Origin of the sequence: Gilliamella sp. wkB18 (genome assembly GCF_001690875.1) — a bacterium.
Taxonomy (GTDB): domain Bacteria; phylum Pseudomonadota; class Gammaproteobacteria; order Enterobacterales; family Orbaceae; genus Gilliamella; species Gilliamella apicola_A.
Window position 1 is genome coordinate 26,261 of the sequence record NZ_LZHM01000066.1, and the last position, 14,409, is coordinate 40,669.

General features: G+C 33.4%; 11 protein-coding genes. 7 read left to right on the top strand and 4 right to left on the bottom strand.

Features of this window, described 5'->3' with window-relative positions:
• Nucleotides 1–9: 9 nt before the first annotated feature.
• The 3 genes from rbbA (at nucleotide 10) to A9G48_RS06640 (ending at nucleotide 6,740) form a co-directional block, all read left to right on the top strand.
• The gene (gene rbbA / locus A9G48_RS06630; RefSeq protein ID WP_065575985.1) at nucleotides 10–2,814 is read left to right on the top strand and encodes a ribosome-associated ATPase/putative transporter RbbA; all 2,805 of its coding nucleotides are present in this window, start codon (nucleotides 10–12) and stop codon (nucleotides 2,812–2,814) included.
• A gap of 5 nt (nucleotides 2,815–2,819) precedes the next feature.
• Nucleotides 2,820–3,950, top strand: coding sequence for an ABC transporter permease (locus tag A9G48_RS06635; RefSeq protein ID WP_065575986.1), 1,131 nt, complete (start codon nucleotides 2,820–2,822; stop codon nucleotides 3,948–3,950).
• A 1,806-nt stretch (nucleotides 3,951–5,756) separates the two neighbouring features.
• A complete protein-coding gene (locus A9G48_RS06640) occupies nucleotides 5,757–6,740 on the top strand; it encodes an AEC family transporter (protein WP_034945687.1) in 984 nt (327 codons plus the stop codon).
• Nucleotides 6,741–6,993: 253 nt separating this feature from the next.
• Here A9G48_RS06640 and cmoB read toward each other — a convergent pair whose 3' ends face one another.
• On the bottom strand, nucleotides 6,994–7,965 hold the full coding sequence (cmoB, locus tag A9G48_RS06645; protein WP_034945684.1) for a tRNA 5-methoxyuridine(34)/uridine 5-oxyacetic acid(34) synthase CmoB: 972 nt from the start codon (nucleotides 7,963–7,965) through the stop codon (nucleotides 6,994–6,996).
• A 36-nt stretch (nucleotides 7,966–8,001) separates the two neighbouring features.
• Nucleotides 8,002–8,733 carry a carboxy-S-adenosyl-L-methionine synthase CmoA gene (gene cmoA, locus A9G48_RS06650; RefSeq protein ID WP_034945681.1) on the bottom strand — a complete coding sequence of 244 codons (732 nt, stop codon included), beginning with the start codon at nucleotides 8,731–8,733 and terminating at the stop codon, nucleotides 8,002–8,004.
• A 72-nt stretch (nucleotides 8,734–8,805) separates the two neighbouring features.
• Between cmoA and A9G48_RS06655 the strand changes: the two genes are divergently transcribed.
• Both A9G48_RS06655 and rnd read left to right on the top strand, forming a co-directional pair.
• Entirely contained in the window at nucleotides 8,806–9,948 is a 1,143-nt protein-coding gene (locus A9G48_RS06655) for a metallophosphoesterase (RefSeq protein ID WP_034945678.1), read from the top strand.
• A 9-nt stretch (nucleotides 9,949–9,957) separates the two neighbouring features.
• Nucleotides 9,958–11,040, top strand: coding sequence for a ribonuclease D (gene rnd, locus A9G48_RS06660; RefSeq protein WP_034945675.1), 1,083 nt, complete (start codon nucleotides 9,958–9,960; stop codon nucleotides 11,038–11,040).
• 27 nt (nucleotides 11,041–11,067) lie between these two features.
• On the opposite strand, the gene A9G48_RS06665 is transcribed toward rnd, so the two are convergent.
• Nucleotides 11,068–11,760 carry a 5'-methylthioadenosine/adenosylhomocysteine nucleosidase gene (locus tag A9G48_RS06665; RefSeq protein WP_034945673.1) on the bottom strand — a complete coding sequence of 231 codons (693 nt, stop codon included), beginning with the start codon at nucleotides 11,758–11,760 and terminating at the stop codon, nucleotides 11,068–11,070.
• 100 nt (nucleotides 11,761–11,860) lie between these two features.
• Here A9G48_RS06665 and A9G48_RS06670 point away from each other — a divergent pair, with 100 nt between their 5' ends.
• Nucleotides 11,861–12,631, top strand: a complete 771-nt coding sequence (locus A9G48_RS06670; protein WP_034945672.1) for an SDR family oxidoreductase — start codon at nucleotides 11,861–11,863, stop codon at nucleotides 12,629–12,631.
• Nucleotides 12,632–12,658: 27 nt separating this feature from the next.
• Complete coding sequence (locus tag A9G48_RS06675) at nucleotides 12,659–13,528, top strand: co-chaperone YbbN (RefSeq protein ID WP_034945671.1); 870 nt, start codon at nucleotides 12,659–12,661, stop codon at nucleotides 13,526–13,528.
• A 58-nt stretch (nucleotides 13,529–13,586) separates the two neighbouring features.
• Here A9G48_RS06675 and map read toward each other — a convergent pair whose 3' ends face one another.
• The gene (gene map / locus A9G48_RS06680) at nucleotides 13,587–14,375 is read right to left on the bottom strand and encodes a type I methionyl aminopeptidase (RefSeq protein WP_034945669.1); all 789 of its coding nucleotides are present in this window, start codon (nucleotides 14,373–14,375) and stop codon (nucleotides 13,587–13,589) included.
• Between the last annotated feature and the right edge of the window lie 34 nt (nucleotides 14,376–14,409).

Genomic DNA, 14,409 nt, shown 5'->3' on the forward strand with positions numbered 1-14,409 from the left:
GGATAGCATATGTCAGAATCCGACAATAAGGATTTAGCTTTATCAACCGAAGCTAAATCGCTCGACGATGCAGTGGTAAAAGTTAGTGATGTATCGCTGTATTATAAGAAGAACCTTGCTCTTGATAATATCACTTTAGCTATACCACCAAGATGTATGGTTGGATTGATAGGACCAGACGGTGTTGGAAAATCAAGTTTATTATCATTAATTGCTGGTGCGCATGTTATTCAAGATGGTTTAGTATATGTGCTTGATGGTGATATGAAAGATAAAATACACCGTAAAAATGTTTGCACACGTATTGCTTATATGCCGCAAGGATTGGGCAAAAACCTTTATCCTACTTTATCCGTTGAAGAAAATTTGCAATTTTTTGCTCGTCTGTTTGGTAATGATGCTGCTGAGCGTCGTCGCCGTATTGATGAATTAACGCATAGTACTGGGTTATCCCCATTTTTATCAAGACCAGCAGGGCGACTATCTGGTGGTATGAAGCAAAAAGTTAGCTTATGTTCGGCTTTAATCCACGATCCTGATTTGTTAATTCTTGATGAACCTACAACTGGCGTAGATCCACTTTCAAGAGCTCAATTTTGGCAGTTAATTAACAAAATTCGTAAACAAAGACCACAAATGAGCGTGATTGTTGCAACAGCATATATGGACGAAGCACAAAATTTTGATTGGTTGGTGGCGATGTATGGCGGTAAGATTCTTGAAACTGGTACACCAAAATCCTTACTAGCTAAGACAGGAAAAGATAATTTAGATGATGCATTTATTCAGCTAATGCCAGAAAGCGCTAGACAAGGTTATCAAACTGTCGAAATTCCACCTTTAGATCTTAATAAAGATTTGCAAACAGCCATAGAAGCAAAAGATTTAACTAAACAGTTTGGTAATTTTATTGCAGTTGATCATGTTAATTTTTCAATTAAACAAGGTGAAATATTTGGTTTTTTAGGTTCAAATGGCTGCGGTAAATCAACCACCATGAAAATGTTAACGGGTTTATTACCGATTTCATCAGGAGAAGCATGGTTATTTGGTAAACCTGTTGACGCTAGTGATATTAACGTTAGGCGTCATTTGGGGTATATGTCTCAGGCATTTTCTTTATATAGTGAGTTAACGGTCAAACAAAATTTAGTTCTACATGCACGCCTGTTCGGTATTGAAGAAAGTAAAATACCTGCTCGCATTGAAGAATTACTGAGGCGTTTTGGTTTAGAACAAAACGCACAAGATTTGCCCGATAGTTTACCTTTAGGGGTAAAACAACGACTTTCATTGTCAGTTGCAGTTGTACATAATCCACAAATACTTATCCTTGATGAACCAACATCAGGCGTCGACCCCATTGCTCGTGATGACTTTTGGCGTTTAATTATCGAACTTTCTAGGAAAGATAAAGTAACAGTGTTTATCACAACTCATTTTATGAATGAGGCTGCAAGGTGTGATAGAATTTCGTTAATGCATGCAGGCAAAGTATTAGCAAGCGACACGCCTGATAATATCATCAGTTCAAAAAAGGCTAAAACATTAGAAGATGCTTTTATTCAATATCTTATTGATGCAGGTGCTGATGATAGTAATGAAGAAAAACAATCCACCGAAGTGACTCTAAAAACAACAACCAATAATTCCTCCCAAACAGCTTCACAAAATTTTCTCTTAAAAGGATTTAGTTTTACCCGTATGATAGGTTGTTTATGGCGTGAAACATTGGAATTATCTCGTGATCCATTGCGAGCCTTATTAGCGTTATTAGGAGCAGCAATTTTAATGTTGGTTATGGGGTATGGCATTACCATGGATGTTGAAGAATTACGCTTTGCGGTGCTTGACCGCGATCACACAGTAATTAGTGAAAATTACTCTCTTAACTTAGCTGGCTCTAAACGCTATTTTATTGAAAAAGCACCGATAACTGATTATAACAATATGGATGCTCGTTTACGCAGTAATAATATTGCATTAGCTATTGAAATTCCCCCCAATTTTGGTCGAGATATAAAGCGAGGTGATCCTGTTGATGTTGGTATTTGGATTGACGGAGCTATGCCAATGCGTGCTGAAACCATTAAAGGTTATGTCCAAGGCATGCACCTTAATTGGTTAAATGAAAAAATAAAAGAAACGACAGGAAAAGTACCCACAAGTTTAGCGAATATAGAAACTCGTTATCGTTATAATCCTGATATTAAAAGCTTACCTTCAATGGTACCAGCTATTATTCCAATTTTATTATTAATGATCCCTTCGATGCTTGCTGCGTTATCTGTTGTGCGTGAAAAAGAAATGGGATCAATCATCAATTTATATGTAACCCCAGTAACTAAAGCCGAATTTTTGTTAGGTAAACAAGTACCTTATATTATTATTTCCATGTTTAGCTTTTTATTATTGCTCGTTATGGCAATCACAATATTTGGTGTACCGATAAAAGGAAGTTTGTTTACTTTATGCCTTGCTGCTTTTACTTATTGCATTATTTCAACGGGGCTAGGTTTATTGGCTTCAACCATAACACGTAGCCAAATTGCGGTTATCTTTTTAACGTGTGTGGGCACTATGTTACCTGCGATTCAATTTTCTGGCTTACTTAATCCAGTTGCATCATTAGAAGGTGGAGGGCGTTACATTGGTGAAGTTTATCCAACTACCCACATGCTGATCATCGCAAGAGGTGTATTTAACAAAGCACTTGGCTTTATCGATTTGCATAATTCCATATTTGCTTTATTAATAACAATACCGATTGTGCTTGGTGCCAGTATTTTTCTTCTTAAAAAGCAGGAAGGGTAGATATTATGCAAAGTTTAATCAATATTTATCGTTTAGGCATAAAAGAGTTATGGGGATTATTACGTGACCCAATCATGCTACTATTAATCGCTTACTGCTTTACTTTTGACATCTATACTGCTGCAACCGCAACATCTGATTCATTGCATCATGCATCTATTGCAATTGTAGATGAAGATGATTCACCACTATCTAGGCAAATTATTGCGGCTTTTTATCCCCCAATGTTTAACAAGCCAGTTAAATTATTCTCGATGGATGATGTTGACCGTGGAATGGATACGGATAGCTACACGTTTGCCCTTAATATTCCACCTAATTTTCAACGTGATGTACTTAATAACCAAAGCCCTAAAATTCAACTTAATATTGATGCAACACGAATGGGGCAAGCTTTTGTAGGTAATGGCTATATTACTCAAATTATTACTGGCGAAGTGAGTGAATATGTAAACCTTTATAGCAATACAACAAATTTACCAGTTAATATTCAAGTTCACACAGTATTTAACCCAAATTTAACTCGTTCTTGGTTTGGTTCGGTAATGGAAATTATCAATATTGTAACAACATTATCGATAATCTTGACGGGCGCTGCTTTAATGAAAGAACGTGAACATGGCACAATTGACCATCTTCTTGCCATGCCAGTTACTCCCTTTGAAATTATGGTATCAAAAATTTGGTCAATGGGGCTTGTGGTATTAATATCAACTTGGATTGCCCTTTTGGTTGTTGTAAAAGGTTGGCTCAATGTTCCTATTGTTGGATCACTATCATTATTTCTTATCGGTGCGGCACTACATCTTTTTGTGACAACGTCACTTGGTATTTTTATGGCAACAATTGCAAAATCCACCGCTCAATTTGCAATGTTACTTATTTTAGTTTTACTGCCGCTACAAATGTTATCTGGCGGCAGTACTCCTAAAGAAAGCATGCCAGAAATCGTTCAAAATATTATGTTAATTGCTCCAACCACTCATTTTGTTGAATTAGGGCAGGCAATACTGTATCGCGGTGCCGGCATAGAGGTAGTTTGGACATCATTTGCTTGGTTATTGGCAATTGGTACCGTGTTCTTTTTAATTGCTTTAAAGCGTTTTCGCAGTTCAATTGTCAATATGGGATCGTAAGGAAATTAATAATAAAAACGACAAAGTACAGTATTTAAAATATTTGGATTTTGTACTTAAAAAATCACATTCTATAATTTAATTACTGTCCTAATTGCTACTCTATCTAAATTAATAGATCAATTTTATAATTATATGAAAAAATATTGACTGTTTAAAAAAATCGTATATTACCTTACACAAATTAGTTAATCACCATCATATTTTTATGCATACAAGGAAACGAAAATTGATATGAAGGAAATATTTGCCAATACCCTTACTTCAATAGTTAGCAAAATTGCATATTAATCAATATTCTTTGTCAATTGATGTGTTGGAGTCTTCAACAAATATTTCAGTATTATTTCATACACAAAACCTATTGCCACAACAGAGTAAAATAAGTTGATTTAATGCGCTTGATAAAACTAAAACACTTTACGGTGTGATTACGGAATTTAATCTAGTGATCAAGACTATTAAATTGTGCTCGAACCAAGAATAGTATTACTTGACAACAATACCCAAGCTTAGCAAAGAGATAACCTAAATTGATCTAATCAAATTGGCGAGTACTTATTACAGGGGGATATTCTCATGGATTAACAAATCGAAGCAATCAAAGTATTTTTACTTTCATGACGCTACGGTATGGCAATCTACTGGCTAATGAAAAAATCAAAGCGGTGGTTGATGAAAGAGAACAGATTATGCATTTACACGACTAACGAACTAATAAATAAAGAATGGTAGTCAAGTAAGCTTTATTTAAATAAAGGCTGTAAAGAAATTTTTATGACAAAGGAAAAAAAGCAGGACACTTGAAAAAAGTTAATGAAGGATACTGGCGATAGAGAAACTTATTTAGATGTTCGAGCTTTTAGGCATAATAATATTGTGGTGCAAACGGCAAAAGCCAAGATAGATAAAAAACTATCGAAATCAAATAAGTTATTAATACCAGATTCAGATATCGTGTTTACCTAGGAAAATGAAGCTAGGTTTGTTGTGGGTGGCTAAACATGATGTGACCACATCGGTTGTTTCCTATGAGCAATCGTGTTGATCTCGCTGTTTTATATTATGAAGGATTAAAGTGCGATGAGGAGAAATAATAACAGCCAACTAATTGATGAAATTTATATTACCTATTTTACAATGCTCCATAAATAATTTACATTATATTAGATTTTTATTAATTAATTTAAAACATAATTCACAATAACTTGAATTATTTATTCACTGCTATATATATAATCACTAATAACGTTAATTTTAAGTATCAAAGTAAATGTATAAATTAGTCAGTTTGTTATCTTTAGTAGTGGTATTTTTTATGATCAAAGATATCGTATAAAAAAGTACCATTTAGATAAAATAGTTAACATATTGATTTTTACCATAATTTAACACTTATTCTTTTTGTTTAATTGACTATTGTTTTTTATAGATAAAATTTATTTTTTTGATTTTTATCAAATAAATTTTTTATGTTTTTTGCTTTTTTAAGTAAGTTAGTCTTTCTTGTTTTACACAAGGTTGAGAAGAATAAGTATAATATTTTCTAAGTGATGATATTTGACGTTTAAATATGCCAAGAGTTGTAATATTAATAATGTCTTTATTTAAATACGCTAAAAATCAAATAGCGTTAAGTTATCTCAAGTTTTAAACAAGGTGGAATGTAGTTTTGTAATTAATAGCGTATATTCGATTTTGTTACCCCTTATTTTTGCTCGGTCATAAATAGAAAATCTAGTCCAAAGTTACCGAATCGTTACCGAATTTGTATTTTAAGTAATATTATTTTAGGAGTTTTAAAAAATGAATCTAATCTGGTCAGCAGTTGGACAAGTAGTAAGTTCTTGTCTTCCGGTATTTTTATTAATTTTTCTTGGTTGGTTGTGTGTACAACAAAAGATATTTACGAAAGATTCTAAGAAATTATTGTCTGGACTTGTATCAAATTTTGTATTTCCAGCTTTACTTTTTGTACATACGTCACATGCCAAACCATCGGAAATATTTAATGGTATTTGGATGGTTACTTTTTTCTGCGCAATGTCTTTTTTGTGGATAATTTGTTTTTTAACTAATAAATACATCTTGCATAAAGAATTAAAATCAACAGCGATGAGCTCAATGTTATGTTGTTTCCCTAATATGGGGGGAATGGGAGTACCATTTTTAACTTTAATGTTAGGTGCATCTTCAACTATTTTTGTTGCGATAGCTAACTTTGTTGTGGCGTTATCATTGATTCCAATAACCATTTTCTTATTAGAGTTATGCGATACAAAAATATCTGGCGGTAAAGTAACTGCCGATATGGTATTAAGTGCTGTGAAAAGCTCACTAATGAAACCTATGTTTTTAGCCGTTATTCTGGGGTTAATTGTAAGTTCGACTAATGGTACTACTACTTGGTTACCAAAATTTGTCATGGATACTTTTGAAATTACATCAGGTGCTTGTAACTTTATATCATTACTTGCAGTTGGAGTTGGTATTTATGGTGTTAAATTGAATTTTTCCAGAGCATTGGTAATTAATATTTTGTTAAAAAGTTTTTTAACACCTGTGGTTGCGCTTTTCGCTGTATATCTTTTTGGAATAACAGGCAAAGATGCTGAAGCATTAGTTTTCTTATTGGCAATGCCTACTGCATCAACTGCGGTTATTTTGGCTTACAATTGGAATGTTGAACAAGAACATGCGTCAAGTATTTTCTTTGCTTCAACAGTGTTATCAATATTTATTCTGCCAACATTATTGCTTATTATGGAATTTACTATTCCTGGTGTGTAATAAAGATTTAAATATATCACCTTATTTGATTTTATTAGCTAACTAAGGCATTTTTCATTTATTTTTAATGGAATCTTTTATAAAAGATATCTGATGTTTTAGGGATTATCTTTTTATTTCATCCTATAAAAAACGGGTTTTTAACCCGTTTTCTTTTTTGTGTACTTTTTATGTCTTGGGGCATTTAACAGCAATATTTTTACTTTGCTAAGCTCACTTTCTAAACTGTTTTTAATTATATTCTTTTCGTTGTTTATTTATTTCTAGCAATAAAAACCGCCCGCATTGGAGCAGGGTAGCCTTCAACTGTTTTGCTTGAATCATTAGGATCTAAAAAGTCAGCAAGTGAATCAGATGTCATCCATTCTGTTTTTCGTTGTTCATCCACGCTGGTTAGCGATATATCAACCATTTTGACATTCATAAAGCCACATTTCTGTAGCCAGTTAATCATTGTTGGTACTGACGGAATAAAATAAACATTACGCATTTGCGCATAACGTTCACCCGGCATAAATGCTTGATGTTCATTGCCGTCAATGACTAATGTTTCTAAAACCAATTGCCCACCTTCAACAAGTTGATCTTTCAATTGGAATAGGTGATCGAGTGGTGATCGTCTGTGATATAATACGCCCATTGAAAATACAGTATCAAAAGCATTAAGTTTAGGTAAGGCTTCAATACCAAGCGGTAAAAAGTGAGCACGTTGATCATTGCCTAATAGTTTGCGGATAGCTTCAAATTGACATAAATAAAGCGCCATAGGATCAATACCTATAGCCAGTTTAGCCCCAGCTCCTACCATTCTCCATAAATGATAACCACTGTTACAGCCAACATCTAATACTGTTTTTCCTTTTAAATTATCAATATGATTGATTAAACGTTCCCATTTCCAGTCTGAACGCCATTCGGTATCAACATGAATACCATATAAGTGAAAAGGTCCTTTACGCCATGGCATCATATTTTTGAGTAATTGGGTAATACGTTGTTGTTCACCAGTAGACAATGGCTCATCTGAATAGGTTGTTACACTGTGTAATAAGTCAATTTGATAAGGTTCAATAGAAGGTAAATGCTTAATGCTATTTAACCATTGGTTAAAACGATTGTCGATATTTTGTCGTTGCCAACTCGCAAGCTGAGCTGGTAATACTTCTAACCAGCTGCTAAGTTTACTTTTTGCTATAATCTGGTAAAAATCACCAAAATCAATCATTCTTGTTTCCTTATTCAATTACACTAAATTAAAACGTTATTTTATGGCAATGATAGAGCCAAAATTAAAACATTGGAACCAGGTATCTATATGTTCAAAACCTGCATTATAAAGGCGTTCTTTGTGGGTATCTATCGTGTCAGTTAGCATGACGTTTTCTAACATATTTCGTTTTTGACTGATTTCAAGTTCACTATAGCCATTTGCACGTTTGAAGTCGTGGTGCATATTGAACAATAATTCATTTATGGTGAGATCTGAAAAATTAAACTTTTCTGACAATACTAATATGCCATTTGGATTTAGCGCATTATAAATTTGAGTTAAAACATGTTGCCGATTTTCAGGACTTAAAAATTGTAACGTAAAATTGAGTACCACCATTGATGCATTTTGCATATTGATATTACAAATATCATCGCAAATAACATCTACAGGTGTTTTGGATTTATATGATTCTATATGGCGCTTACAACGTTCAACCATTGGTGGAGAATTATCAACAGCGATAATATGACAGTTATCTTGCGTAACATTACGACGAATAGACAATGTAGCTGCTCCAAGTGAACAGCCTAAATCATAAATAGTCGAATTGGGTTGTACAAACCGTTCGGCTAACATGCCAATCATTGAAATAATATTAGAATAGCCTGGAACGGATCGTTGAACCATGTCAGGAAATACTTCAGCTACTTTTTCATCAAAAGTCCAATCACCTAATTTATCGATAGGCGCAGAAAATAATTGATCTTTTTTAAAACCCATAGAAGTTATTGATACTATCAAAAAAATAATTCTGTTATGATAACACTTTTTATGTTTATTTGATGTGACTTTATGAATTTTGTAGTTGTTTTAACATGTTTGGTGTGTGTTTTTATTGCTGTTTATTTAGGAAAGCGTTTGCAATTTTGGTTAGATCTTAATTTAAGTGGTTTTTTTCTAATTGTCTATTGGCTAGGGATATTTGCGCTAGGTATCGCTTTTTTACTTTCTAAATTATTTATTAATTTTACCAGTTATTTTTCTCTGTTAGTTGCTTTGATTGTTTGTTTAGTTTACACCTCATTAATTTTTGATGCTATTTATTTGTTAAGTAAAAAAAAATTTAAACCCGATTTTATGTTGAGCTCTGTCTATCTTGGTTGTACTGCTGTGATTTTTATTTTCGGTAATCAAATGGCAACAAATTCAAAAATTGTTCATTATCAAGTTAAAATCAATAAACAAGCGAATGCGGATCATTTACGAATTGTTCAATTAAGTGATATTCATATTAACGAAATGACACGGCACAAGTTTATTCAACAAATGGTTAATAAAGTCAATGAGCTTAATGCAGATTTTATTGTTATTACAGGCGATACTATCGATAAAAAATTGAGTCCTTTCGTTAAAGATGAATTTAATCAGCAAATGAAAGAATTAAAATCTAAATATGGGACATATGTTATATTTGGCAATCATGAATACTTGGAAACTAAAGGTGAAAAGGATAAGGAGCAAAATCTTATCACAGCTTTTAAACAAGCCAATATGAATGTATTGAAAGATGATATTATCTATTTGAATGATTTAGGCATAACACTAATTGGTCGAGACGATTTTTCATCGTCATCATATGAGGTTACCCGTGCTTCACTTTCTGATCTGATGCTTTTTTCAGATACTTCTTCGCCAATTATTTTGCTTGATCACCAACCTAAGGATCTTGCTGAACCAGCTAATTTAGGCGTTGATTTGATGATTTCTGGTCATACACATGGTGGGCAGATTTTCCCCGTTAACTTTTTGGCTGATTTAATGTATAAAAATGCTTATGGTATGTATCAAGATATCCAGCACCACTTTACCAGTATTGTAAGTAATGGATATGGTTTTGGTAGTTTGCCGATTCGTTTTATGACTCGTTCTGAAATTGTGGTTATTGATGCGAGCTTCGATAAAAAAGTAGATAAATTAAAATATGAAACTAAATAGGAAGTGATTTTGACTTATCAATTTATTACTAATAATGAACAATTAGTGAATTATTGTTTAAAAATCAACAATAGTTCCGCTATAGCTTTAGATACTGAGTTTGTTAGAACTCGAACATTTTATCCGCATTTGGGATTATTACAGATTTTTAATGGTGAATTTGCGGCACTTATCGATCCCATTTCTATCACTGATTGGCAAGCTTTTGAAGCTATATTAAATGATCCTATGATTGAAAAATATTTTCATTCTTGCAGTGAAGATATTGAGGTTTTTTTGCATCATTTTAATTGTATTCCTTCCTCGATAATTGATAGTCAAATATTGGCTTCTTTTTTAGATAATCCGTTAAGTAGTGGTTATGCTAGTTTAGCTAAAAAATATTTAGGCGTTGATCTTGATAAAAGTGAAACTCGTACTGATTGGTTAAAACGTCCCCTTACCGAGAAACAATGCCAATATGCTATTAATGATGTGCTTTATCTTTTTCCATTAATGGAAAAATTGAAAATGCTATTAGCTGATCAAAATTGGTTAGATGCTGCTTACCAAGAATGCCAAATGGTGATTGCGCGTAAAAGTGAAGTGATGTCCCCTGATGATGCCTATTTAACTATTAAAAATAGTTGGCAATTAAAAGGCAAAAATTTAGGACAATTATTTAAAATTGCACGTTTCCGATACCAATTGGCAAAACAACAAGATATAGCTTTAAATTTTGTCATACATGAAGAGGTTTTGTGGAAGATTGCACGGTATTTGCCGTCATCATTAGCTGAACTAGATAAATTAGGAATGAAAGGAAAAGAAATTCGCTTATATGGGCAGAAAATTCTCGATATTTTATCCGAACCGATACCCGAGGTACCACTTATTCGTAGAATTAATACTTATCCCGATTTCAAGAAGATCTCGGATGAATTAAAAAAAGCGGCTCAAATCATTTCATCAAAAACAGGGCTTAATCAAGATTTACTGCTTTCGCGCCGATTAATTAATCAATATATTAAATGGAAAATTGATAAAAAAGGTGACGTACCAGAAATACTAACTGGTTGGCGTCAGCCCTTGTTTAGTGAATATTGTTTGTGATTTCAGTATGCTATTTTTTAAAATAGTTCAGGCTAGCTCGCTTAACATCGATTCAACAATTAAGGAAGACTGTTTTGCTGCGAGTTTTAAAAATGACTGGAAATCCATTGCAGATTCATTATCACCATTATCTGAAATTGCTCTTACTACTACAAACGGTACCTTAAATAGCCAGCAGACATGCCCAATTGCTGCGGCTTCCATTTCTACCGCTATGGCATTTGGAAAGGTTTGTTTGATTCGTTCTAATGTATCTTTACCATTAATAAATGTATCACCACTACCAATTGATCCTTCAACTGCATTAACACCTTGTTTTTTTATACATGATTTGGCTAATGATTGATATTGTTGGCTTGCTTCAAATACAACTGGGCAACCGGACATTTGTCCTGGTTTATAACCAAAAGCGGTTAAATCGACATCATGATAAAATACGTCTTTTGATACGATAATGTCACCAATATTGAGTTCGGTTGAAAGTCCTCCAGCTGAACCCGTATTAATAACGGCATCAACCTTGTAATTATTTAATAATAATGTTGTGCCTGAAGCTGCGGCTACTTTACCAATGCCTGATTGAAGTAGAACTATTTCACAACCAGCAATTTGCCCAAGGTGAAAATCGCAACCTAAATGGCGTTCAATTTGATAATGGGTAATTTTACTTTTTAATATAGCAACTTCTTCTTCCATTGCGGCAATAATAGCGATTTTCATACAATCCTCTTTCTTTTACTTACGGTAACTTCTATTTAGGTGTGATATCATAATTGCAGTAGATTAACTTGACAATATGTGAGTAAAATGGAGATAAAAATTGAAGACAATTTTTATTACTGGCTGTTCAAGCGGGATAGGACTTATTTCAGCCATTGCATTAAAAAAACGAGGTTATCGTGTTATTGCATCTTGTCGCAAGGCATCTGATCAGCAACATTTGATTGAACAAGGCTTTGAAACGGTATTACTTGATTTAGATGATTCTAATTCCGTTAAACAAGCTGCTAAGGAAGTATTAGCATTAACTGGTGGAAAATTATATGCGTTATTTAATAATGCGGGATTTGGTCTGTATGGGCGATTAAAAACAATTAGCCGAGAGCAGCTAGAATCGCAATTTTCAACTAATTTTTTTGGAGTACATCAGTTAACGCAGTTACTACTTCCTGCCATGCTTGAACAAAATGAAGGCCGTATTATTCAAACAAGTTCAATTGTCGGTATTGTTGCAACTCCTGGTAGAGGTGCTTATTCAGCAAGTAAGTATGCCTTAGAAGCTTGGTCTGACGTTTTGAGATTAGAATTAGCTGATACCAATGTCAAAGTTTGCTTAATTGAGCCAGGTCCGTTAAAAACTCATTTTTCACAAAATGTGAATCAAACGGAACAATCAAATATTATTAAAAATCCACCGATAGCTAAGCGATTTACGTTATCACCGGAAGCCATATTACCATGTTTATTTGATGCGTTAGAGCATTCAGCGCCTAAAATACGTTACAGGGTAACAAAGGTAACCAAGCTTGCTGCATTTGCTAAACGTTTGCTTCCTGATAAATTAATGGATAGAATTTTAATTAATAAATAATGAATCAAAATATTCTTAGGACACAATATGCAAAATCAATTTATTTTTGAAGTTAATCAACAAAACTTTCAAGAAGTTATAGAAGGTTCATCTAAATATCCCGTATTATTTTATTTTTGGTCTTCAAGAAGCCCAGATTATGAAGCTATGACACAAACATTAACAAAGCTTGCTAATAAACACCATGGGCAATTTATTTTAGCTAGTGTTAATTGTGATGAAGAGCAAATGTTAGCAGCACAATTTGGTTTACGTGCTATTCCTACTGTTTATTTATTTAAAGATGGTCAACCTATAGATGGCTTTCAAGGACCTCAATCTGAAGAAACCATTAAAGCTTTTTTAGAAAAAGTATTACCAAATGAAGATGAACTTAAATTAATTGAAGCTCAAAATTTATTTCATGAAGCTAAATATGAAGAAGCATTACCACTTTTACGTCAAGCTTGGAAATCACTTACCGATCATTTGGGGAAACCAAGAACAGATATTGCATTAATGTTAGTGAAATCACAAATTGAACTTAAACAGCTAAGTGAAGCAAAAGAAGTACTTGCAACTATTCCTCTACAAGATCAAGATTCAAGTTATCACGGATTACAAGCCGAAATTGAACTACTTGAACAAGCAGCTAACTCGCCTGAGTTACAGCAATTGCAATCAGAGTTTGCTCAACATCCTGATAATGTTGAACTAATGATTCAATTATCTTCACAATTAATGCATGTAGGACGTCATGAGGAAGCATTAGAGCTGTTATTTAAACCGCTGACAAAAGATCTTAACGCCGGTGATGGGCAAGTAAAGAAAACATTACTTGATTTACTAGCCGCATTAGGAACAAGTAATCCGTTGGCCAGCAGTTATCGACGTAAATTGTATACTTTATTATATTAAGATTTATGAAATTTAATAAAATGGCTTCAATCATAAACTATTGTTGAAGCCATTTTATTTAGTGTTCGATAATGCGAGGAAAATCTTCGTTACTGCGCAATGTTAAAACTTCAACGCCATTTTCAGTAACTAAGATAGTGTGTTCATATTGAGCCGAAAGTCCATGATCTTTGGTTTTAACTGTCCAACCATCTTTCATCGTTCGAGTACGCCAATCACCCGTATTGACCATTGGTTCAATTGTAAAGGTCATGCCTGGTTTTAAAATTACACCACCATCATCAGCATCATAATGTAATACTTGTGGTTCATCATGATAAACTTTTCCAATTCCATGACCACAGTATTCACGTACTGATGAAAAGCCAAACTTTTCAACATATTTTTGAATTGTTTTACCAATTTCCTTTAAACGAATGCCAGGTTTGATAATTTTAATCGCCTCGTAAAGGCTCTCTTGTGTAACTTGGCATAATTTTTCACCTGTGATAGTTGGCTTACCAGCAATGTACATTCTAGATGTGTCGCCATGAAAACCATCTTTAATGACTGTCACATCAATATTTAGAATATCGCCATCTTTTAACTTTTTATCAAAACTTGGAATACCATGACAAACCACATCATTAATTGAAATACAACTAGTGTGTTGATAACCGTGATAACCTATATTAGCCGGAATAGCTTTTTGGACATTGACTATATGTTCATAACAGATCTTGTCTAGTTCACCTGTAGTAATACCAGGTTTAACATAAGGCTCTATTATTTCTAAAACTTCAGCAGCGAGTTTGCCTGCTATACGCATTTTTTCGATTTCTTCTGGGGTTTTTAACTTAATAGACATTAAATTGTTCCTGTAATGTTAATGAACATATCCT